Source organism: Seonamhaeicola sp. ABD4_340 (genome assembly GCF_056312135.1).
Genome location: NZ_CM149981.1, coordinates 563,953 through 587,557 on the forward strand (window position 1 = coordinate 563,953; position 23,605 = coordinate 587,557).

Annotated in this window: 18 protein-coding genes; 9 read left to right on the forward strand and 9 right to left on the reverse strand. The window is 32.3% G+C overall.

Annotation, left to right across the window (positions count from 1 at the left end; translation table 11 throughout):
• Window positions 1-120: 120 nt before the first annotated feature.
• The 6 genes from ACYX4H_RS02515 to ACYX4H_RS02540 all read right to left on the reverse strand — a co-directional run bounded on the left by ACYX4H_RS02515 (window position 121) and on the right by ACYX4H_RS02540 (window position 7,139).
• Window positions 121-726, reverse strand: a complete 606-nt coding sequence (locus tag ACYX4H_RS02515) for a hypothetical protein (RefSeq protein ID WP_476237645.1) — start codon at window positions 724-726, stop codon at window positions 121-123.
• Window positions 727-797: 71 nt separating this feature from the next.
• On the reverse strand, window positions 798-1,730 hold the full coding sequence (mdh, locus tag ACYX4H_RS02520; RefSeq protein WP_475295607.1) for a malate dehydrogenase: 933 nt from the start codon (window positions 1,728-1,730) through the stop codon (window positions 798-800).
• Between the two features lie 255 nt (window positions 1,731-1,985).
• Entirely contained in the window at window positions 1,986-3,020 is a 1,035-nt protein-coding gene (locus tag ACYX4H_RS02525) for a DUF6588 family protein (RefSeq protein ID WP_476237646.1), read from the reverse strand.
• A gap of 95 nt (window positions 3,021-3,115) precedes the next feature.
• Entirely contained in the window at window positions 3,116-5,659 is a 2,544-nt protein-coding gene (locus ACYX4H_RS02530; RefSeq protein ID WP_476237648.1) for a TonB-dependent receptor plug domain-containing protein, read from the reverse strand.
• Window positions 5,646-6,557: a FecR family protein gene (locus ACYX4H_RS02535; protein WP_476237650.1), complete on the reverse strand. Its 912-nt coding sequence runs from the start codon at window positions 6,555-6,557 to the stop codon at window positions 5,646-5,648. Before ACYX4H_RS02535 ends, ACYX4H_RS02530 begins: the two co-directional genes overlap by 14 nt.
• Before the next feature lie 60 nt (window positions 6,558-6,617).
• On the reverse strand, window positions 6,618-7,139 hold the full coding sequence (locus ACYX4H_RS02540; RefSeq protein ID WP_476237651.1) for an RNA polymerase sigma factor: 522 nt from the start codon (window positions 7,137-7,139) through the stop codon (window positions 6,618-6,620).
• 281 nt (window positions 7,140-7,420) lie between these two features.
• On the opposite strand from ACYX4H_RS02540, the gene ACYX4H_RS02545 reads away from it, so the two are divergent.
• The 4 genes from ACYX4H_RS02545 (at window position 7,421) to ACYX4H_RS02560 (ending at window position 10,501) form a co-directional block, all read left to right on the forward strand.
• Window positions 7,421-8,473: a hypothetical protein gene (locus ACYX4H_RS02545; RefSeq protein WP_476237652.1), complete on the forward strand. Its 1,053-nt coding sequence runs from the start codon at window positions 7,421-7,423 to the stop codon at window positions 8,471-8,473.
• 85 nt (window positions 8,474-8,558) lie between these two features.
• Window positions 8,559-9,332: a membrane metalloprotease gene (locus ACYX4H_RS02550; RefSeq protein WP_476237653.1), complete on the forward strand. Its 774-nt coding sequence runs from the start codon at window positions 8,559-8,561 to the stop codon at window positions 9,330-9,332.
• Between the two features lie 27 nt (window positions 9,333-9,359).
• Window positions 9,360-9,944: a porin family protein gene (locus ACYX4H_RS02555; protein ID WP_476237655.1), complete on the forward strand. Its 585-nt coding sequence runs from the start codon at window positions 9,360-9,362 to the stop codon at window positions 9,942-9,944.
• A 95-nt stretch (window positions 9,945-10,039) separates the two neighbouring features.
• Window positions 10,040-10,501, forward strand: coding sequence for a hypothetical protein (locus tag ACYX4H_RS02560; RefSeq protein WP_476237656.1), 462 nt, complete (start codon window positions 10,040-10,042; stop codon window positions 10,499-10,501).
• 81 nt (window positions 10,502-10,582) lie between these two features.
• Here ACYX4H_RS02560 and ACYX4H_RS02565 read toward each other — a convergent pair whose 3' ends face one another.
• Together ACYX4H_RS02565 and ACYX4H_RS02570 are read right to left on the reverse strand one after the other, a co-directional pair.
• Window positions 10,583-11,908 carry a Gfo/Idh/MocA family protein gene (locus tag ACYX4H_RS02565; protein WP_476237657.1) on the reverse strand — a complete coding sequence of 442 codons (1,326 nt, stop codon included), beginning with the start codon at window positions 11,906-11,908 and terminating at the stop codon, window positions 10,583-10,585.
• A 19-nt stretch (window positions 11,909-11,927) separates the two neighbouring features.
• Complete coding sequence (locus ACYX4H_RS02570) at window positions 11,928-13,331, reverse strand: 3-keto-disaccharide hydrolase (protein WP_476237658.1); 1,404 nt, start codon at window positions 13,329-13,331, stop codon at window positions 11,928-11,930.
• A 142-nt stretch (window positions 13,332-13,473) separates the two neighbouring features.
• Between ACYX4H_RS02570 and ACYX4H_RS02575 the strand changes: the two genes are divergently transcribed.
• Window positions 13,474-14,505 carry a substrate-binding domain-containing protein gene (locus ACYX4H_RS02575; protein WP_476237659.1) on the forward strand — a complete coding sequence of 344 codons (1,032 nt, stop codon included), beginning with the start codon at window positions 13,474-13,476 and terminating at the stop codon, window positions 14,503-14,505.
• Window positions 14,506-14,562: 57 nt separating this feature from the next.
• Here the strand turns inward: ACYX4H_RS02575 and gyrB are convergent, their stop codons facing one another.
• On the reverse strand, window positions 14,563-16,503 hold the full coding sequence (gyrB, locus tag ACYX4H_RS02580) for a DNA topoisomerase (ATP-hydrolyzing) subunit B (protein ID WP_476237660.1): 1,941 nt from the start codon (window positions 16,501-16,503) through the stop codon (window positions 14,563-14,565).
• Window positions 16,504-17,182: 679 nt separating this feature from the next.
• Here gyrB and ACYX4H_RS02585 point away from each other — a divergent pair.
• Genes ACYX4H_RS02585 through ACYX4H_RS02600 form a run of 4 tightly spaced genes read left to right on the forward strand, consistent with a single transcriptional unit; the run spans window position 17,183 to window position 23,502 of the window.
• A complete protein-coding gene (locus tag ACYX4H_RS02585) occupies window positions 17,183-17,437 on the forward strand; it encodes a hypothetical protein (RefSeq protein WP_475295620.1) in 255 nt (84 codons plus the stop codon).
• 2 nt (window positions 17,438-17,439) lie between these two features.
• The gene (locus tag ACYX4H_RS02590) at window positions 17,440-18,840 is read left to right on the forward strand and encodes an amidase family protein (RefSeq protein WP_476237661.1); all 1,401 of its coding nucleotides are present in this window, start codon (window positions 17,440-17,442) and stop codon (window positions 18,838-18,840) included.
• Complete coding sequence (gene gatB/aspS / locus ACYX4H_RS02595; RefSeq protein ID WP_476237662.1) at window positions 18,840-22,181, forward strand: bifunctional amidotransferase subunit GatB/aspartate--tRNA ligase AspS; 3,342 nt, start codon at window positions 18,840-18,842, stop codon at window positions 22,179-22,181. Before ACYX4H_RS02590 ends, gatB/aspS begins: the two co-directional genes overlap by 1 nt.
• 43 nt (window positions 22,182-22,224) lie before the next feature.
• Window positions 22,225-23,502: a YCF48-related protein gene (locus tag ACYX4H_RS02600; RefSeq protein ID WP_476237664.1), complete on the forward strand. Its 1,278-nt coding sequence runs from the start codon at window positions 22,225-22,227 to the stop codon at window positions 23,500-23,502.
• Window positions 23,503-23,605: the final 103 nt, after the last annotated feature.

Here is a 23,605-nt window from a genome sequence, read left to right on the forward strand (position 1 = left end):
TTAGAACGCGCAAATGTATAATTTACGGGAAAATTTGACAATTATTTTTATGATATTGTTTGAAATATAAGCGCTTAGAACGCTTTTATTTTTTAATGATAGTGGGGTTGTGAAGATTTTTTAACAGATAGGGCCTGCCCTTACCTCTGGAACTTTATGAGGTACGTTTTTCACAGTAAATTGAACCTGCTTGTTTACTTTGTAAGCAGTTTTTACTAGATGATTGGTTTTGTTTATTGCTACGCTTATTAGCGGAAAATATACGTTTGGGTTGGTAAACCTATCGGAATCATATTTTATTTGTATGATGTGTTTACCGTTTAAACTTGAAGGGTCTGAGCCTTTTTCAATTTCGTAAACATTTACATTATATGATGATTTTGATGAAGAAGAGCCATCATTTTCTTGCTCAAAAGGTAGTTGTTCTAATACTAAACCATGTTTTTTGGCTAGTATTTGTTTTACATGATTTACATTAATTACACTGAAGTAACAAATTTTTAAGGTGCCGTTTTTTCCTTCTTGAACCTTAATATTAGTAGCACCAACGCTTTGCAACTGTTTTTTAACATTATTTATAGCTGCTTGTACCGTTTGTTTGGTAACGTTTGCATTATTAACAAACTCTAAAACAACTTCCTGATTGGGTACAGTAACCTGCTTTTGGGTTAATCCAAAAAAAGCAAATGCTAATAAAAATGTACTAAAGAACCATTTTGCGTTCATGCGCCAAATATATAAAAATAAAGACTGTATTGCTACAGTCTTTATTTAAATGTTATTTTAGTGTTAAAGCATTAAGCTTCAACATTTAATAAACCGTTAGTTTTTCTAACACCTTCGGCACTAGCTTTCATGTGCTCTTTTTCGGCATCACTTAAAGGAATATCAACTATTTTTTCAATACCGTTTTTTCCTAAAACTACTGGTACACCAATGCAAATATCGTTTAAGCCATATTCACCTTCTAACAAGGTTGAACAAGGATAAATTTTCTTTTGATCGCAAGCAATAGCTTGTACTAAACCACTAACTGCAGCACCTGGTGCGTACCAAGCAGATGTACCTAATAATTTAGTTAATGTTGCACCTCCAACTTTAGTATCGGCGGCTACTTGTGCTAAACGTTCTTCGCTTAAAAACTCAGATACTTTAATACTGTTTCTAGTAGCATGACTTGTTAATGGCACCATACCAGTATCACTGTGACCGCCAATTACCATACCATCTACATCAGAAATAGGAGCTTCTAAAGCTTCTGCTAATCTGTATTTAAAACGTGCAGAATCTAAAGCGCCACCCATACCAATAATTCTATTTTTTGGTAAGTTAGTAGATTGGTGTACCAAATAAGTCATAGTATCCATTGGGTTACTAACTACAATAATTATGGTGTTTGGTGAATGCTCAATTAAGCTAGAAGACACAGATTTTACAATGCCAGCGTTAATACCAATTAACTCTTCGCGAGTCATACCTGGTTTTCTAGGAATACCAGAGGTAATAACACAAATATCACTATTAGCTGTTTTACTATAGTCATTTGTAACACCAGTTATTTTAGTGTCAAATCCGTTTAATGATGCTGTTTGCATTAAATCCATAGCTTTACCTTCAGCATAGCCTTCTTTAATGTCTAACAAAACTACTTCTGAAGCAAAATTTTTAATAGCAATGTATTCAGCGCAACTTGCACCTACTGCTCCTGCTCCTACTACTGTTACTTTCATGTTTTTATTATTTGTTATATTATTTGAAAATATTTTAACGTTCTATTTTATTGGGTTTGCTTAGCAAATTTCAACAAATAAAAAGAAAAAACTCTTGATTAAAGTCATACAAAATTAAGAATTAATATGCTCTAAATAAAAAAAGTACAAGATTAAATCTTGTACTTTTTTAAACAAAAAATTAAATATAAACTAACTAAAATTAAAACATCCTGTTTTTGATGAACTATCGTTAAAATTGATAGTTGTGTTTTATTATCTGAATCCGAAATTAACACCTACAGAAAAGGCGTTAAAATCTGATAAATGATATTCTGCATTAAGTCTAAAAAAACCTAATTTTAATTTTGTACCTATTGTTCCTCTTACGGCTGATACTTCACTTGATACAGAAAATGGATCTTGAATGGTTTCAGAAATGAATGGGCCACTTTGCACTGTATAAGTTCCTAACAAATCAGATTCTGATGTGCCTTTAATGTAACCAACACCGCCGTAAAAGTTAATTACTGGCAATTTGGTTGAGGCAATTAATTGAAACAACCAAGTGCTTGTATTATTTTCTAAACGTTGGTTTTCTCCATCGATATTTGAAGACTCGGTTAAATCATAACTTCCGTTTAAGTTTGTGTAAGCCACTAAACCAGATATAGCTACTGGCAATAATTTATCTGCAGGTAACCATTTGGTAAACTCAACCTGCAAACCAGCACCATACATACCTAATTCTACATCATCAGTTTCAATATTAGGCACAAAACGCGCTTTCAATTCAATACCTTTACTTAAACCTATTGCACCTTGTAAAAAGGCTGTTGGTAATAAATTTGCCGTAGCAGAACCTATACCACTTGGCAGCGTTATTGTTTCTTGTTGTTCACCTAAAATAGCATCTTCATAAGTAATAATAACATCTACATCTGGGTTATTTTCACCTAAAGCCGTTGCTACGCTTTTAGAAGTAGCTTGGTCTGCAAATTCTATGGTAAAATCTTGATCTGGATTGCTGTTATAATCAGCAATATTCATTAAAAAAGATTTGTTTTCATCATCAACCATGGCTGCATTTGCAATTATAGAAATTTCAAAACCACCAAGGGGTTTAGCATCGGCAGTATTAAACCAGTTGGCATTCATGCTGTGCATTAAACCATTTGTTCCTGGTTTTAAATAATCATTAGCAAATAATTCTGCATTGTCTACTCCTGCAGCTAGTAAAGCATCAATATCTTGAGCTTTGGTTGTAATTGTAGCTAAACATAACACTAGTAGTAACGTTAACTTTTTCATAGGTAATTTTGAGATTTTGGTTTAACAAATGTATAAAAAAAACGACACAAAACAATTTTTTGTCGATATTTTTTGCTTTTAATCGATGATTTCAACTAAAACTGACATCTAAAACTAACATTAGGCGTTAAGCCAAGTGATGTGTTTTCAATTTTAATAGTTGTATTGGTATCATTGGGGTTTACTTCGTAATAAGTGTTTATAATGTTCTGTTTATCTAAAATATTAATTACACCTATTTTTAATGATGATTTTAGGCTGTTTGTTATTTTAAAACTATAGTTTAAAGAAGCATCAAATCGTATAAAATCATTTAAATTCTGGTTATTTGGGGTATCATAATTCACAAAAACATTATTACCGCTTTGTACGGTTTCATTACCTTCAACAGGTTTTGTAAACGGTTGCCCAGTACGCCAAATGCCACCAACTGCAACATTTATTTTTTTTAAAACATCATAATTAAATGCCACTGAAACAGAATGCCTTATATCTACATTATTAGGAAATACCGATGGTGTTAGGGTTTTAAATTCATAATCATTTAAACTATACGTATAACTCAACCAAGCACTGTAATTATTTGCCGTTTTGTTAATTAAAACCTCTGTACCTTTTGCAGTATAATTACCTATGGCATTTATACTTTGAAAATTGTTATAAAACCCTTGATTTGATGTAGTAATTCCGTTTACATATTTGTAAAATCCTTCAACATCAAAAAGCCAATTGTTTTTATTATACTGAAACCCACTTGAAATTTGTTTACTTTCTGAAATTGGTATGCTTTGTTCATTAGCTAAAATCCAGCGCCTTTTTTCAACACCTAAAAAATCATCTTGAAAATCTATAATTTGAGTAGCCGACTGGTTTTTAAATTCGCCTTGTAATTTAAACGCAAAATTAGGCCACAATTTTTGCCTGAAGTTTAACCTTGGCTCTATTAAAAACTTACTAAACTTTTGAAAATAATTCCACCTTACGCCAACGCGCGCATACGTTTTGTTATTATTAAATTCTAATTGGTTAAAAGCGGCATGATTTAGCAACACGTCTTTTTTTGTTTTATCATAAGCTGGAGCGCTTACATTTGTTGCATTTAAAATACCAATTTCGCTAAACTGATAACCGTTTAATAGGTTTATAAAATTGTTAAGTTTATAATTAACTTTAAGTTTTAAACCGGTTTCTAAAACCTCGTTAGTTTGTGTAAGTTCTTGATCTGTTTCAACTCTGTAATCTTTTGAAAATACATTATATTTTGAGTAAAACCCGCTAAAATTGGTTGTTAATTTTGTATTCCAAACAGCATTCCAATTACCACCAAAACCTAAATTTTCTTGTTTTAAATTACTGGTTTTAGATTGTGTTTTATTGTTAGTATCTGTAAATACTTCGGTATAATCTAAATTATTATTTATACCAATAACATGCGCTCTAAATGTTTGATTTTTATTTAAATTGAAAAGCAATTTTGCGGTATAATCATAAAAGAAAAAATTAGACGAGCGATTACTCTCACTTATATTATCACTATTTGTGGTTAATTCACTATCTTGAAAACTCCGGTTAAAATACTTATTATAGGTTGGAGAACTTAAATAGTCTGTAAATGAACGCCTACCGGAAACATGAAATGCTAATTTTTTGGTTATTGGTATTTCAAAAAAAGCATCGGCGTGCATTAAATTAGCGCCAAAACCACCAGAAAATTCTTTATTAATGGTGTTTTTAGTTCGCATGTTTATAGTGCTTGAAACACCATCACTAAACTCACTGGATGTACCATTTTTAGTTACTGAAACCTTATTTGTTAAATACGGATTATACGCCGAAATTAAACCAAAAAAATGCCCCGAATGATACATTTTTATACCATCCCAAAGTATTAAATTTTGGTCGTTAGTACCACCACGTACATTAATGTTAGCAATGCTTTCATTTACACTTTCTACACCAGGTAATGTTTGAATAGACTGTAAAATATCTGGTTCTGTAAGTCCTGGTAAAATGCCAAATAACTTGGTGTTTAAAACCGTACTTCCATCGGTTTGTTTTTGGAAACCTGTGGTTAAAAACTTATAAACCAACACTTTATTTAGGCTTTCTTTTTGCTCATTTAATATGATGGTTTTACAACTATTATCGGTTTTCAATAAATCTTTAGCAATAAAACTAGCAGTTTCAAAACCTAAATACGATATTTCAATAACATCATTTACTTTCAAATTAGTTAACGTAAACAAGCCTGTTTCATTGGTAATTACACCTTTTGATGTATTTTTTACTGCTACCGAAGCTCCAAAAAGTGGTTCTTCGCTATTACTTCCAACCAAAATAGCACACACCGTAATGGTTTTATGTAATGTTGACACTGTAATATAACGCTCATTTAAAAATTGAAAATTTAGTAACGTAACGTCATTTAAGTAATTTACTATGCCTTTTAATGTTTTTAATTGCTTGGGTATAGAAACCTCAACATCTGCAACATCATTTACTGAATATGAAAACTTTACATTAAAAGTGTTTTCTAAATTAGAAATAACTGTTTTTAAAGCTAGCTGTTCTTGTGCCTGTAGTTGTATTGTGAAAAAGACAAAAATTACCGAGCATATAAGGGCTTTATTTAGCTTCATAATTATATAACTCAACATTTTTACCATTTATTTTGTAGCTAAGTTTTAAAGGAATAGTTATGGCTTGCAGCGCAATATTTTTATTGGTATGCGTAAAACTACCTGTAAAAGGCACTGATACATCAATATTTTTGGCTGTAATTACAATATCATATTGTACTTGTAATTCATTTATAACTTGCCATAGCGGCACATTGTTAAACGTAGATTCTTTTAATAACCATGAAGGTGCTTTTGTGTTTAAGTCTTCAACATTTACAACATTACCATTTACAACTCTAAAGGTTTTTCCGGGTGTTAAAATAGTTTTATTGGAGTTTTGTGTAACACTTACTGAACCTTCATAACAAGTTACTTCAAAAAAATTATCGCGCTCTTTCACGTTAAACTGTGTACCTAAAACTTGTACTAAGCCTGCACTTGTTTGTACGGTAAATTTTTCACCTTTTGTTACTTTAAAAAATGCTTCACCATCTAAATTTAAAGTTCTATTATTTTTCCATGTTTTTTTGTTGAATGATAAGTTAGATTGTGCATTTAATATAACTTCAGATGCATCAGGAAGCTGCAATGTTTCGGTTTGAGCCACAGCTGTTGAAAATAATTTTGTATTATTAAAAAACGTAAAATATGATGCTGTTAAAAGCACAACTAATACTGCTGCAACACGTAAAAACGTTTTTATTTGAAGCGAAATTACCTTTGGCTCTTTTTTAGTTTGTTTGTTTTTAAATGCCTGTAGTGCTTGGTGCTTATCAAGTTTTGGTGTTTGTAAATGCTTTGAATAAAACCCAATTTTTCGCAAAGTTGCAAAGTCTTCGTTTGGGTATAAACGTTGTATTTCTTCTGAAGAAATTTCACCATCAAACCATTTTAATATGTCATTTTCTTTTTGCATTTTTTTGGCTTTATATCTTTAAGACACCTTTATTGTTTTTTACCCTACACTAATTAAAAATTAAATTTTCACACCATCCATTTTTTCTCTTAAAATTTTTAAAGCGGCAGACATACGCTTTTCTACTGTTTTTTGCGAAATATTTAAAAGACTTGCTATTTCTCTATATTTTTTATCTTCTATTCTGTTTAATAAAAAAACTTCGCGCTGCTCATCACTTAAATTAGCTATAACATTTTGCAGTTTTTGTTTAAACTCATCTTCTTCTAAAATATATTCAGGGTTTAAATTTGTTTTATCAATATAAGGCGTTTCTTTTGCGTAATTTAACACCACTTTAGCATGCCTAACAGTATTTAAAAACAAATTATTTACGGTTGTAAACAAATAGGTTTTAGATTTTGAAACATCAATTTTTGAGCAATTTTCCCAAATTTTAGCAAAGGCATCTTGCACCAAATCTAATGCTGCAGCTTGGTCTCCACATTTATAAAATGCAAAATTATTTACAGCTTCAACATGCTCTAAATAAAAGGTATTAAAGTAATTTTCTTCACAAAGATTAGACTTAGGGTTGCTCATAAATTTATATTAACTCATGTATTCAGCAAAAATATAAATAAAAAAATAAAGTTTTATTTGTCTAAAAATCAATATAATACACTCTTTTTGATAAGAAAAACAAAAAAATGGTAGGGTATTTTTTTATGTTGGTGTCTTATTACTGTAAACACAAAATACTATTTTGCCGTTATAAAAAAACAAAACATGTGTAGGGTAAAATAAATATGGAGTGTCTTAACAACAGAAAGCAAAATTGCTATGAAAAAGAAACATTTAAAAACCCAAAAAACATTGAAATCATGAAAAATTTAAAATTTTTATTCGCTATTTTATGTATGTCGTTATTAACGTTTACCTCATGTCAAGATGAAATTGACAGTGAAAACGGAGACAGAACAAACACCAATTCAGCCACGTCACCTACTGCAAATAATTTAGAACGCTCATCAATGTATGATGGTAGTTTTGATGATTTTCTAGACGGCATGTCTTGTTCATCAATATTACTTCCTGTTACTGCCACAATAAACAACCAGGAGGTTACATTAATTTCGCAAGCAGATTATGCATTAGTTTTAAATATTTTAGGTGAAATTGTTGGTGATGATGATAGTATTGAATTTCAATTCCCTTTATCTGTAAGACTAAGTAATTATACCGAAGTACAAGTAACAAACCAAGCTGAATATGATGCTTTAATGAATGCTTGTGAAGATGCCGAAGACAAAGCCGAAAATGCTATTAACTGCTTAAATATTGATTTTCCTGTAACCATTTTAACATACAGTTTAAATCTTGAACAAACCGGCAGCATAGTTATTGAAAGTGAACAAGCTCTTTATACTTACATGAATAATTTTGGTGATAACGAATTATTTTCTGTTAACTACCCAATAACTGCAACATTAAACAATGAAACCGTTGTTGAAATTTCAAGTGATATGGATTTAAACGCAAGAATTAACGAGTGTTTAAATATTGATGAAGATATGGATGAAGCTGAAGATAATGCAAACCAAGTTGAAGGCATTTTAATTGAGGGTGCTTACAAAATTGAATCGTTTATTAATACTGGTGTTAACACCGCTAATGATTTTGCAGACTATAGCATAAACTTTGCTAACAATTTAACTTGTACTGCAACAAATACCGTAAACACAACTGCCGAAACTGTTGAAGGCACATACACTGTAACATCTGAACTTGAAGTTTATTTATCATTAACCTTTTCAGGTAACACTACCTTTAATGTATTAAACAAAACATGGGAAGTAACCAGTTATTCTGAAAACTCAATCTCTCTGCAAAGTACTACAAATGCAGCCGCAACACTTGTTTTAACTAAAATTTAAACTAGTTTAGCATTTGTAACATATGTTATGGTAAAACAGCTGTCATGAATTTGGCAGCTGTTTTTAAAAATAAAAACTATAAAAAATGAAACTTAAAATTATAACCTTACTAGCTTTTTCACTTTTATTTTTTGGCTGTACAAAAGATGATGACAGTGCTAACACAAATACCAGTGTAAATAAAAATATAAACAGGCAAGAAACAGGCAGTTCTGCCAATGACATTTTATCTAGCAACACTTTTAAAAGCTTGGTTATAGAATTAGTGTATGTTGAAGGTTTTGAGCCTACACAAACTGCCATTAATAATTTAATTTCATTTATAAACAACACCTCTAATAAACCAAACGGTATAACAGTACAAAAACGCGCTATACCAGCTACAGGAAAAGATACGTATACAATTAACGAAATTGCTGATATTGAACGTGAACAACGCCAACTTTACAATACAGATACGCAAATAGCTATTTGGGCATTGTTTGTTAACGGAAAATCTAGTAACAACTCCAACAACACCGTTACGCTTGGAAGTGCTTATTGGAATACATCATTTGTAATTTACCAAGAAACTATTGAAAACCTAAGTAATGGGCCTTTTGAACCAGAAAGAACATTACTTGAAACCACAGTAATAACCCATGAGTTTGGGCATTTATTAGGTTTAACAAATGCAGGTACAGATATGCTAAATGATCATGAAGATGAAGAACACCCCAGGCATTGTAATGAACAAGATTGTTTAATGTATTGGGCCGCAGAGTCTGGTGCTTCAATTAGCAACATGTCTAACATGAATACGGCCCCACAATTAGATGCACAGTGTTTAGACGATTTAAAAGCCAATGGCGGAAAATAAAAAATATTAATCCCTAAATTATATATTATGAAAACTAATTTTTTAACAATTATTACTATTTTAAGTTTTGTGTTTAGCCTACATGCTCAAGACAAACCCACTTCAAACGCAGGTATTAAATTTGGTTACAATTTAGCCGCTGTAAGTTTTGATGGTGAAACTGAAACTAACCAACGTCACGGTTTTCATGCCGGGTTTTATGGTGAATCATTCTTATCTGAAGCATTAGCACTTCAAATTGAAGTTTTATATTCACAACAAGGTTATGAGCTTAATGATGGTAGTGGCACTTTTACCCAAAAGCTAGATTATATTAACATGCCGCTACTTTTAAAAATTTATCCTGATAATAATTTTTATCTAGAAGCTGGCCCACAAGTTGGTTTAGCCATAAATCATAAAGAAGAGTTTGATAGTAACTTTAGCTTATTCAGCACATCACAAGAGTTTGATCCTAATAATTTTGATTGGGGCGTAAACCTTGGCGCTGGCTTTAAAACAAATTCTGGCGTAAGCTTAGGTATAAGATATCATTTAGGCATGGGTAGCGTTTATGATGAAGGCGACCCACAAAATAGAGTGTGGCAATTCTCATTGGGCTTCGATTTTTAAAAAAAATTAAAAAAAGCGTAGGGTAAACACAACTGTAAGTGTCTTATTAATGAAAAGCGTTTAAAACGCCTTTGTTAAACTAAAAATGTAATATTATGAAAACACTAAAAACAGTTATAACAGCTTTACTTTTTACAATGTCATTTTCAATATATGCTCAAAATAATGAAGATACAACTAAAAATGCTTCAGTCGATAAAATGAGTTATTATGAAAAACGCGCTAAAGAAGACGCTAAATTTGAACAAACATTTAAAGCTGAAAACACCACCGAAGAAGAAAGCTTTTGGGAAGAACAAAAAGCGTATGAAAAAGAGCTAAAAAAGCGCGACAAAAAAGCTTATAGAGCATATATGCGAGGAAAAAAAGATGCGTATGCTGAACATTATGAGCATTGTGATAATCATTGTCATCATGGGCAACATTACTACAGTCATGCATCATTTTATTACTACAGATATGACAACCATTATTATGAAAGATACCCAAACCGAGGCACAAGTATAAATACCAGTATTCGGTTAAGAACACCACGTGTTAGTGTTGGTTTATTTTAAATCATAAAAAAAGCTTCCTAAAATTGGAAGCTTTTTTTATAAATATTAACCTAGAATAATTTCAAGATGTTTTAAAAAAAATTACAGTGTTGGTTCCCAACCTTTTTCGTACTCACGTTTCCAATGCTTCATGGCTTTTTTATTACCTTTAACTTTACCTGTTTGTGTATCAATATTAATTGTTTCACCTACAAATTGGGCCATATTTCCGTAGTGGCATAACGCTGTACTTATAGCTGCATCGGCAATTGGTGAGTTTTGTTTTTCGCCTACTCTAATAGCATTAAAAAAGTTACCAATATGCTTAACATCTAAACTACCAGCTCCTGCTGTGTTTAACGTTGCACTCTTTTCTTTTTCATCAACTTGTTTAATTAATTTTCCGTCTAAACCAAATAATTGATAACTATTTCGGCTCAAAGTAATTGTGCCTTTACTACCATAAATAGTAGCGCCTCTACCTGGTCTTTCTGGTTTTACTTTACCACGGCTATGGCCAACCCATTTTATGTACTTATCATTATCAAACTCATAAAAAACTTCTTGGTTATCGGTAAATTCCCAATCATCATCATACGTATATTTACCGCCAAAAGAGGTTACTTTGTTGGGTAAATTTAAACCAAGTGCCCAACGGCAAATATCAATTTCATGTGTTCCGTTATTGTGTACTTCTCCTGTTCCCCAAGTTTTAAACCAGTGCCAATTGTAAGGGTGAATATTATCTCTATATTCCTCTCTTGGTGCTGGCCCTTGCCATAAATCCCAATCTAAAGTACTTGGTACTGCAACAACTTTACCTTTGCCAATTGAGCCACGATTATTTGAATAATAAGCTTCACCTTTATAAGCTTCGCCTATGATACCTTCTTTTATTTCTTGAACCGCTTGCTGACTGGTTATAGCTGAACGTTGTTGGTTACCCATTTGCACTACTTTATTGTACTTTTTTTGTGCTTTTACCAATAACTCATTTTCAAAAAGATTGTGGCTACACGGTTTTTCAACATACACGTGTTTACCTGCTTGCAATGACGAAATAGCCATAGGTGCATGCCAATGTTCTGGTGTTGCAATAAAAACGGCATCAACATCTTTATCTTCTAAAACCTTTCTAAAATCTTTTTCAACCTTAGCTTTATAACCTAGCTTTTCAAGCATCCATTCATTGTTCTTAGCTATTATATTATCATCAACATCACAGGTATAAATAATTTTAGCATTAGGATATTTATGAATAGCTTGCATTAAAGATTTTGCTCTACTACGCACACCTATAACAGCTACATTTACACGCTCATTAGAGCCTAAAATGCTACTATTTGCAAAACTCATACTTGGTAAAACCGTAGCGGCCAAAGTGCCGGTAGCTGCCTTTTTTATGAACTGTCGTCTTGTTGGATTCATATTGTTTAATATTATTAGTTTAGTTGAATTCTCTAATTTTTATACTTCTGAAATGTACCGTATCACCATGATCTTGTAACAAGATATGACCTGCTGGCCACTGACCAAAATTATCCCATTTTTTATATTTACTGTAAGCAACAAGCGCTCTAAACATATGCGAAAAACGATCGTATTCAATTACTTTTTCGTTGTTTAACCAATGCTCTACTTTGCCGCCGTTTACAATAATTCTGGCTTTATTCCAGTTACCAATACCTTTAAATTGTTTACTTCTACCTTCAACTGTATAACCTTCAGCAGTCATTAAATCGTATAAAGAGCCAACAGTTCTGTTGCCGTTTGTACCTTTTTTAGCATCTGGGTGCTTTTTATCATCTAAAATTTGAAATTCACAACCAATTGCAGAACCTGCGCCTTTATTCAAATTAGGATCAACAAAATATTTAATACCACTGTTAGCCCCTTCGGTTATTTTAAATTCTAATTCTAATTCAAAATTGCTAAAAATATCAGTTGTAACAATATCACCAGGACCTGTAGACTCGCCTCCATCGGTAGCCAAAACGGTTAAAACACCATCATTCATTTCCCATCCTGAAGGCGGAAAATCATCACGTTTAGCACCACGCCAACCGTTACTTGTTTTGCCATCCCAAAGTAAACGCCAACCATTTCTAAGTTCAGTATTAGTTAAAGTGTTAACCAAATAGCTCATTTCTTTAACCTCAGGATCTTGTGGTGTTTTACTGTTTTCTAAATTATTGGTTTTAATTCTTAAATTGCGCCATTTTATTTGCTTACCATCTTTTTGGTTGTTACCACCAATTGCATGTACTTGCAGGCCAATAAAACCTGAATCCGTAATATCATCTACCAAATTGGCACATTGAACGCCATTTATAAATGTTTTAATTGAATTACCAATAGCTTCAATTCGGCAAGAATTCCACTGCCCATTTTTGAAAGCTTTTCTACCTTTTTCATTTAAAGAAAGTGGGTATAACCAACCGCGTCTGGCTTCATCAAAAATACCTCCACTAAAACCACGGCTACTAGGGTCTAATTCAAATTGATACCCATGAACGCGTCCGTTATTATAATCTTTAAAACTATTAGACCTAAATTGAACACCAGAATTTAGAATAGGATCTACCATAACTTCAAACTCTAAAATAAAGTCTGAATACATGTCTTTTGTACATAAAAAACTATTGGGCGTTCCTTTTATTGATGTACCTACAATGGCGCCGTTTTCTACTTTATAATCTGCTTTGCCATTTAACTGTTTCCAACCTTTTAAATCTTTTCCATTAAAAAGTGATTTCCACTCGCTATTATTAGCTTGCGCATTAATTTTAACAGATATTACTAACGCTAAAGCTAGCGTAAACAGTATTCTGTAATTTTGTTTTACATTCATTTTAAATTAATTAATAATTATATTATTTAGTTTTCGTGTGCGTGCACGTAAAATTATAAATTTAGTTTTACTATATCAAATAAATACAGTTTTTTATGTTAATTTGTAGCGTTAAAATATGCGTTTATAATAGTTTAGAATATTGACAACAATAAAAGACATAGCAAAAAAAGCAAACGTTTCTACAGGAACGGTAGATAGAGTAATACATAACAGACCTGGCGTATCAAAAAAAACAAAAGCACATATAGAGAAAATTATTAAGGAACATAATTTTCAAATAAATACAATTGCCAGTACTTTGGCATTGAATAAAACCTACAAAATTGCTGCATTAATACCTGAAGCTAGCACTGAAAATGAATTTTGGAGCGCCCCAAAAAAAGGTATAGAAAACGCTACTGAAGATGTTAAAAACTTTAGAGTAAGCACCTCTTTTTTTATGTATAGTCAATTTGATAGCGCTTCATATATAAGTGCTTTTAATGCTATTATAAATAATGATTTTGATGCTGTGTTAATAGCGCCTATTTTTCAAAAGGAAACTATTGATATTGTTAAATTGCTTGACAAAAAAAACATACCATACGTTTTTATAAACTCTCAAATAAATGGTTTGAAACCATTGGCTTTTATTGGGCAAGATTCTTTTAAAAGTGGTTATTTAGGGGCTAAACTTATGCAAGTAATGGTACCTAAAAGCAGTAATATTTTAATTCCTGTATTTAGACTAAATAAAGGAAACCATACTTCAATAAACGAACGCATTAATGGTTTTAAACAATATTTTGAAGAAAAAAAACATGCTGTAAATATTATTGAAGTAAACATACCTAGTTTTACAGATTTTAATAGTATTACTGAAAAACTAAACCTTGCGTTTAATAGTACACTATTTAATGGAGTTTTTGTGCCATCAAGTAATACGTTTTTAATTTCGAAGTATTTAGAAGCTTCAAACATTAAAAATATGAGAGTTATTGGTTATGACACGAGCAAAAAAAACATAGCTTATTTAAAAAATGATACAATTGATTTTTTAATATCTCAGAATCCATTTTCTCAAGGCTATGATGGCATTAAGCTTTTAAGTGATTATTTGGTTATGAATAAATTACCAGAATCTCATTATTATGCTCCTATTACTATAATTACTAAAGAAAATTTAGATTAAACAAAAAGCCTCGTTTTAAAACGAGGCTTTTCAAAAAAACTGTCTTATTTAGTGGTATTACGCATCAATATTAGCGTAAATAGCATTTTTCTCAATAAAATCTCTACGTGGTGGCACCTCATCACCCATTAACATAGAAAAAATTCTATCAGCTTCAGAGCCATTATCAATTTGTACTTGCCTCATGGTTCTAAACTCTGGGTTCATAGTTGTATCCCAAAGTTGCTCAGCATTCATTTCACCAAGACCTTTGTAACGTTGTATTTTGCTGCCATCACCAAACTCTGCAACAACTTCATCTCGTTCTTTATCACTCCAAGCGTAACGTTTTTTGGCTCCTCGTTTTACTAAATATAATGGCGGTGTAGCAATGTAAACATGCCCACTTTCAATCAATTCTTTCATATATCTGAAAAAGAATGTTAAAATTAAAGTTGCAATATGGCTACCATCAATATCGGCATCACACATAATTACAATTTTATGGTAACGTAGTTTTGAAAGATTTAAGGCTTTACTATCTTCTTCTGTACCAATGGTAACACCAAGAGCTGTAAATATGTTTTTAATTTCCTCATTTTCAAACACTTTATGTTGCATTGCTTTTTCAACATTAAGAATTTTACCTCTTAACGGTAAAATAGCTTGAAAATTTCTATCTCTACCTTGTTTGGCTGTTCCGCCCGCGGAATCACCCTCAACTAAAAACACCTCACATTTTTCTGGATCTTGTTCTGAACAATCACTTAATTTACCAGGTAAACCGCCAATACTCATAACGGTTTTACGCTGTACCATTTCGCGTGCTTTTTGTGCGGCATGACGTGCTTGTGCTGCTAAAATAACTTTTTGTACTATTGTTTTAGCATCATCAGGATGTTCTTCTAAATAATCGGTTAACATTTCAGATACGGCCTGACTTACTGAAGCAGACACCTCTCTGTTTCCTAATTTAGTTTTTGTTTGTCCTTCAAATTGAGGTTCTGCTACTTTAACAGAAACAATAGCTGTTAAACCTTCACGAAAATCATCACCAGAAATATCAAACTTTAACTTATCTGTTAAACCAGATGAATCTGCGTATTTTTTTAATGTGTGTGTTAACCCACGACGAAAACCAGATAAGTGCGTACCTCCTTCGTGTGTGTTAATATTGTTTACGTATGAGTGTAAATTTTCAGCGTATGAAGTATTGTAAATCATGGCAACCTCAACAGGAATGCCATTTTTTTCACCTTCAAAAGCAATAACATCTTTCATTAAAGGCTCTCGTGTAGCATCTAAATATTGAACAAACTCTGTTAAACCAGCTTCAGAATGAAACGTTTCAGTTATAAATTCACCTTTTTCATCTTTATGCCTTAAATCTGTTAGTACTACGGTAATACCTTTATTTAAGTAGGCTAACTCACGCAAGCGGCTAGCTAAAGTATCATAGTTATACTCTAAAGTTTGTTGAAATATTTGCGGATCTGGTTTAAAAGTTACCACAGTTCCTGTTAGATCTGATTCGCCTACAGTTTTTACAGGGTAAAGTGTTTTACCACGCTCATACTCTTGTTCCCAAATTTTACCTTCTCTGTAAACGGTTGCCTTTAAACTTTCTGAAAGTGCATTAACACAACTTACACCAACACCGTGTAAACCACCCGATACTTTATATGAATCTTTATCAAACTTACCACCGGCACCAATTTTAGTCATTACAACCTCAAGTGCAGATACGCCTTCTTTTTTATGTAAACCTACTGGAATACCACGTCCGTTATCTTCAGTAGTAATAGAGTTATCTTCGTTTATTGTTACTTTTATGGTATCACAATGTCCTGCTAATGCTTCATCAATAGAGTTATCAACCACCTCATAAACCAAATGGTGTAAACCGCGTACACCAACATCACCAATATACATTGAAGGGCGCATGCGTACATGCTCCATACCTTCTAATGCTTGAATACTATCAGCCGAATAATTATGCTTTTTAGCTTCTTCGCTCATACTTTTTTATTTATTTTATTTTTTTGCTTTTGTTACTGCGCCAAGGCAAGTTAAATTTATGTTGCAGCTATTTTGCTTATTACTGCAGTTAGAGTTTTGTTTAAACAAAAAATGACGCATCATTTCATCGTCATTAAAAACAAATATACGAAATAAAAAAGCGATTTTAACGCTTTTAAAAGAGTTTATACAAAAATTATTAACAATTACTGCAAATTAAAAAAGCTGCTTAAACGCGCTAAAAAACACCTTAAAACAAATTTTCAATATAACGCATCAAAACTTATTTCAACAAAAAACATAAAAACGCCTTACAACGCATGTTTTATGAACAAACTTTTATAAATTAAGTTTACATTGTATTGGTTTGTATTAAACTATTACAATATACACTCTAAAAACACTTATTATTTTCACAATTAACTTAAACAGATTACAATTTAAAATCATTTTTTTTAGCAATTCTTTAATTATGAAATACGCCTTAAAAAAAATTTAGTTACTATGCATATTCTAACTATCTTTGGAGCAATAAAAAATGAGACATATTAATAACAACAACAATAATTTCAATAATCCTAATTGTTAGGATTGGAAGGTTATTGTTTAAAAATATATAAAAGCCTTCCAATAACGGAAGGCTTTTTTTAATCTAAAAAAGTTAGTAATGAGCAAAATCATGACAGTCGACATTCTGTCGAGTATTAAAGACGCTAAACCTTCTGAAGCCGTTAGCAAATTGTTTGATGTTATAAAAAATGCACACGCCACAAACAATACATTTAATACCAATAAAAGTAATGCTGTTTCTGTTAGCAGTTTAAGAGATGATGTTGTTATTGAAAGCTCTGAAACAGAAAAACAAATTATAAAAGACAATTTCCCTAAGCAGAAAAAAGGATATTTAGTTGTTTCTAAAGTTATAGAAGAATAAGTATGGATTCTCAAATACGCTCATTACACAATAAACTTACAAGCAAAGAAATTTCTTGTGTAAGTTTAGTTAAAGAAAAATTAGCACTTTTAAAAGCAAACACACACAATACCGTTAATAGCTTACTTGATGATATAGCTATTAATTTAGCTGAAAAAGTAGACCGAAAAATAGCAAATGGCGAACCTATTGGCTTGCTAGAAGGCATACCTTTTGGTATTAAAGATGTGTATATGGTTGAAGGCACATACACTACAGCTAGTTCAAATTTGTTAAAAAAATACAAATCGGCCTATACTGCAACAGCCATAAAAAAATTATTAGATGCCGGCGCTATACCTTTAGTAAAAGAAAACTGCGATAGTTTTGGTCACGGCTCATCTAGTGAAAACACCATTTTTGGCGCAGTAAAAAACGCCAAAAACCCAGAACTTGTTGGTGGCGGCTCTAGTGGCGGTTCTGCTGTAAATGTTGCTAAAGATTTTACCGTATTCTCAATAGGTGGTGATACCGGCGGCTCTGTACGTCAACCTGCTGGTTACAATAACATTTATGGTTTAAAACCAACGTATGGTCGTATTTCTCGCTACGGTTTAATGGCTTATGCCTCATCAACAGATTGCGTTGGGCCAATTGCAAAATCTATTGAAGATATCCGTATTGTATTAAATGCTATGAGTGGTAAAGATGTAAAAGATCAAACTACTTACGCTTCTGTAGAAATTGAGCAAAATGCAGTTTTAAATACTGAAAATATAAAAACCGTTGGCTATTTTAAAAACTTTGTTGACAGTAAGGCTATTGATGAAAATATCAAAAAAGATTTCCTTTCAACTATTGAAAAAATAAAAGAAAAAGGTATTGAAGTAAAAGCTTTAGATTTTTTTGAAGCAGATACTTTAGTTTCTACCTATTACACATTGGCAATGGCCGAAACTGCCTCTAACCTTTCACGTTTAGATGGCACAAATTACGGCAACCGTATTGACGCCGATAATTTAAAAGAAAGCTATTCTATTACACGATCTGAAAACCTTTCGGAAGAAACAAAACGCAGAATTGTTGGTGGTAATCAAGTACTATCACAAGGATTTAGTGATGAAATTTACTTAAAAGGTTTGGCTTTAAGAGACCAAATTTCTCAAAATTTTGAAAACGATTTTAATGAAGTTGATGTTATTGTTTCACCTGTAACACCAATGGCGCCACCAAAAATTGGCGACAGTTTAAAAGACCCACTAGCCATGTATTTATCTGATGCTTATACCGTTGGTTTTAGCTTAGGGCAATTACCAACTTTAACAGTTCCACAAGGTACTGAAACAGGCTTACAAATTACGGCTGCAAAAAATAATGATGAACTTGTTTTGAAGTTTGCTAACTTCTTAAAAGACATACTATAATGGATTTAGAGCAATTAAATAACGCACTAAAAGCGCACGAACTTGAATTGGTTATTGGGCTAGAAACACACATTAGATTAAATACAAAAACCAAATTATTCTGCTCGTGTCCTAATGAGGAAACAGATATACCTAACCATCATATTTGCTCTGTTTGTACTGGGCAAATGGGTGTTTTACCTGCTGTAAACAAAGAAGCCATTACTAAAGCTATTTACTTTGGAAAAGCAGTAAAATCTACTTTTAGCAATGAGGTTATTTCTTGGGATAGAAAGCATTATGAGTACCCTGATAACCCAAAAAACATTCAAATTACACAATTTCATAATCCGGTAATTCCAGACGGACAAGTAGCGTGTTTTAGAAACGATGGTAGTGAATTTACCGTAAATTTAACACAAGTACATATTGAAGAAGATGCCGCTAAATTAATGCACGAAAAAAACGTGTCTTTAGTAGATTTTAATAAAGCCGGCGTACCTTTAATTGAAATTGTTACAGAACCATGTATTAGAAATATTGAAGATGCTTCAACCTACGCGCAATACTTACAACGTATTGTTCAAAACTTAAAAATTTCTGAAGCTAATCTTGAAAAAGGTGAGTTCAAATCTGATGTTTCGGTATCTTTAAGAAAAAAGCATAGTTATGAACTTAACCCAAGAACCGAGATTAAAAACCTCAATTCTTTTAAATTCATGACCGAAGCTTTAATTGAAGAAGTTGGTAAACAACTCAACTACTTTTTAGAGCATAAAAAATTTAGACCAGACCAAACTACGGTTTTATTTGATGCAGATTTAAAGCAAACCAAAACCATGCGTAAAAAAGAGTTTGAAGCAGATTACCGCTTTATCTCTGAGCCAGATTTACCTTTTGTAAATATAAAAGACGTTGTTAATGCTATTAATGTTGATACTAGCGCACTACCCCACGCCGTTGAGCGTATTTTAATTAAAGGAGGCGTGCTACCACAAGATGCTAAGTTTTTTACCGCAGATGCCTTACGTTCTCAAACATTTGTTACCATAAACAATGTAATTAAAGAACCGTCATTTGTTGCTAAAACGCTAACCAACAATTTAAAACCAGAAGATTACGCCAACATTAAAAACATCAATGATTTTATTGAAGTTTTCAGTTTATTTAAAGAAGATAAAGTTACACCTGTTTTAGCACAAAATGCTATTTCAAAACTTATTGAAAATCCAAACTTCAACTATAAAACCTATTTTGAAGAAAACACCATTTCAGAAACCACTATAAACAATGCTATTGCTAAAGTAATTTCTGAAAACGAAACCGTTGCTAACGATATTAAAGCCGGAAACCAAGGAAAAGCTGGTATTTTAGTTGGTAAAGTTATTGGTATTATTGGTAAAGGCGCTTCGGGTAAAGTTATTCGCGAAAGTATTTTAAAGGCACTTTCGGGTAAAAATGATGAAAAACAAAATACCGAAATTCACAGTAAAAAAACATCAATAGCCAACAATCAGCAACCAACAACCACACAAAAGGAAGAGGTTTTACCAGAAATTCCGTTAGTTATTAAAGATGAATACAGAACCCATATTGCATCGCAACTATCAGAAGATGCCATATCACAAACTGTAACATTAGCAGGTTGGGTTTCTAGTGTTAGAGACCACGGTGAATTAATGTTTATAGATTTACGAGATTCTAGTAACGAAATTTTCCAAGTGCGTTTAAGCAGAGAAACCTATGGTAATATTGACGATTTAGTAAAACTAAAACCAGAATCTGTTATTATGGTTACGGGTGTTATTGTAAAACGAAAAGAGGACGATTTTAACCCAAGCTTAAGAACAGGTACTATAGAATTAGAAACATCTGCTTTAGAAATTCTAAACCTTTCAAAAACCTTACCTTTTGAGATAAAACGCGCATTAAAAACTAATGAAACCACACGTTTTCAGTATAAATTTCTAGACCACAGAAACCAAGATGTACACCGCGTTATTAGAAACCGCCACAAGGTTATAAAATTAATACGCGATGTTTTAGATGAACAAGATTTTCTTGAAATTGAAACACCAATTTTAAGTGCTGGTACAGATGAAGGTGCACGCGAATTTATTGTACCTTCACGTAAAGAACCCGGAGCGTTTTACACCTTACCACAAGCACCTCAGCAATTTAAACAAATGCTTATGGTGAGTGGTTATGAAAAATATTTCCAAATTGCACGTTGTTTTAGAGACGAAGATTCTCGTGGTGACCGTCAACCAGAATTCACCCAATTAGATATTGAAATGGCTTATGCCAGCATGCAACAAATTATAGATTTGAACACCAAAATGTTCAATGATATTGTTACCAAAATTTATGGTAAAAAATGGATTTTAAAACCTTTTGAAGTTTTAACCTACAAAGAAGCCATGGACAAGTATGGTTGTGATAGACCAGATCTTCGTTTTGGATTAGAAATGCAAGACATTACAGCTATTGTAAAAGATACTACTTTCCAAGTATTTAGCAAACCTATTGATGAAGGCGGTATTGTAAAATGCATAAAAGTATCAGCTAAAGAGCAAGGTAAAAAACGCATGTCTAAAGGGCAAATTGAAAAGCTTACTAGTATTGCCCAAGAACATGGCTTAGGCGGACTTGCTTACATTATTATGAATGAAGACGATTTACAATCACCTATCATTAAGTTTTTAGGTGAAACTATTGCAGCCAACATTATTAAAGCAACAAATGCTAAAGTTGGAGACATTGTATTTTTCTCAGCTGCAGATTATGCCACAGCAAACAAAGCCTTAGATGCTGTTAGGCAAGAAATGGGGCGCATGCTAAACCTAATAAACGCTAAAGAATTAAGACCTGCTTGGGTGGTAGATTTTCCTATGTTTGAAAAAACCGACGAAGGCAACTGGACGTTTACCCACAATCCCTTTTCAATGCCAGCAACCTATGATATTGAAAAACATATAAACGGTAAAGAAGAAGAAATTGGCAAAATTATAGCTCAACAATATGATTTAATTTTGAATGGTTACGAAATTGGAGGCGGCTCTGTGCGTGCACATAAACCTGAAATTTTAGAAGCCACATACCGTAACATGGGGTACAACAAAGAAGATATGATGAAAAGTGTTGGCACCATGTACAAGGCATTCCATTATGGTGCGCCACCACACGGTGGTATTGCTTGGGGTGTAGACCGATTAATGATGATTTTAGAAAAGAAAGCATCAATTAGAGAAGTTATGGCTTTCCCAAAAACAGGAACCAGTGAAGATTTACTTTTTGGCGCACCATCACTTTTATCTGATAAAAAGGTAGAAGAAATGAATGTAAAAGTGATGAAAAAATAATATTTCAAACTTAGCTTATCGCTTTTTTAGCTAAGTTTGTTATATGAAATTCATAAAATTATTACCTTTTTTTATAGGTGTAATTACCTTTGCACAAGCAAATTGGCAAGCAGTGCCCAACTTAGTCTCAAACGGAGACGGAACACGTTTTGATGATGTTTTCTTTTTAAACGAATCCATAGGTTGGGCAGCAAATGGTTGGCATGCGGCTGTTTATAAAACTACTGATGGCGGTTTAACCTGGACAGAACAGCTTAATGAAACCAATTTAATTGGCGATTATTATTTTAGAAACATCATTTTCTTAAATGAAAACATTGGGTTTTTAGGCACCCTTAACAATACGTTTTTTAAAACTACAGATGGCGGACAAACTTGGAGCGAAGTAACAAATATTACACCAAACCCCAATGCTATTTGCGGTCTCGATACCGCTGGATCATCAACAGTTTATGGTTGTGGCGCTTACTTTGAACCTGCCCACATTATAAAATCTACAGATAGCGGCGCTACTTGGCAATACATTGATATGTCTGCATACGCCACAGCATTAGTTGAAATAAAATTTACTTCAGAAACTACAGGTTATGCCGCAGGAAAAAGTGCAACTGGCGCTATTATTTTAAAAACTACTAATGGCGGCTTAACTTGGACAGAGATTTACAACTCTAACATTGCTGGTGAATATGTATGGAAACTTCAAATTTTAAACAGCAACCCTAATATTTTTTTTGGAGCAATTTATAGCACTGCTCCTAACCCAGGGAAGTTAATTTCTTCATCAAATGCTGGTAATACTTGGAATAGTTTTAATGCACCAGAAAGTGATATTCAAGCTGTAGGCTTTATTAATGAAAACACCGGCTATATGGGTGGCCACAACACTGGTTTTTATGAAACCACCAACGGAGGACAAACCTGGACAAATTTAAACATAGGTGGAAATTTAAACCGCATTTTTGTTATAAACAATACCTTAGCTTATGCAAGTGGCACTAGTATTTATAAGTTTAGTAATGCGTCTTTAAACACTGAAAACACCAATATAAATCATTCTAAAAACCCGTTAAACATAGCCATAACCAAAAACCCAATAAAAGACATTTTAGCTTTTAAAATAGATTTTAAGTCACCAGACAATCTTCTTATAAACTTATATGACAGCAATGGTAAATTAATAAAAAAACTACAGCGTGATATAATAACAGCTTCAACAGAAAAAACATATAATTTTAAATTAAACAACTTAAATAGCGGTATTTATATTGTTGAATTTCATAATAACTTAGGTAGAGTTTCAAAACAAATAATTAAATTATAACTTGTGGGTTTAAGCTTTTAGGCTTTAACATATTTTATGTAAAATTTAACGTTTACAAGGTAAGTTTCACACTAACTTGCGGACAACATTAATTGAATTACAT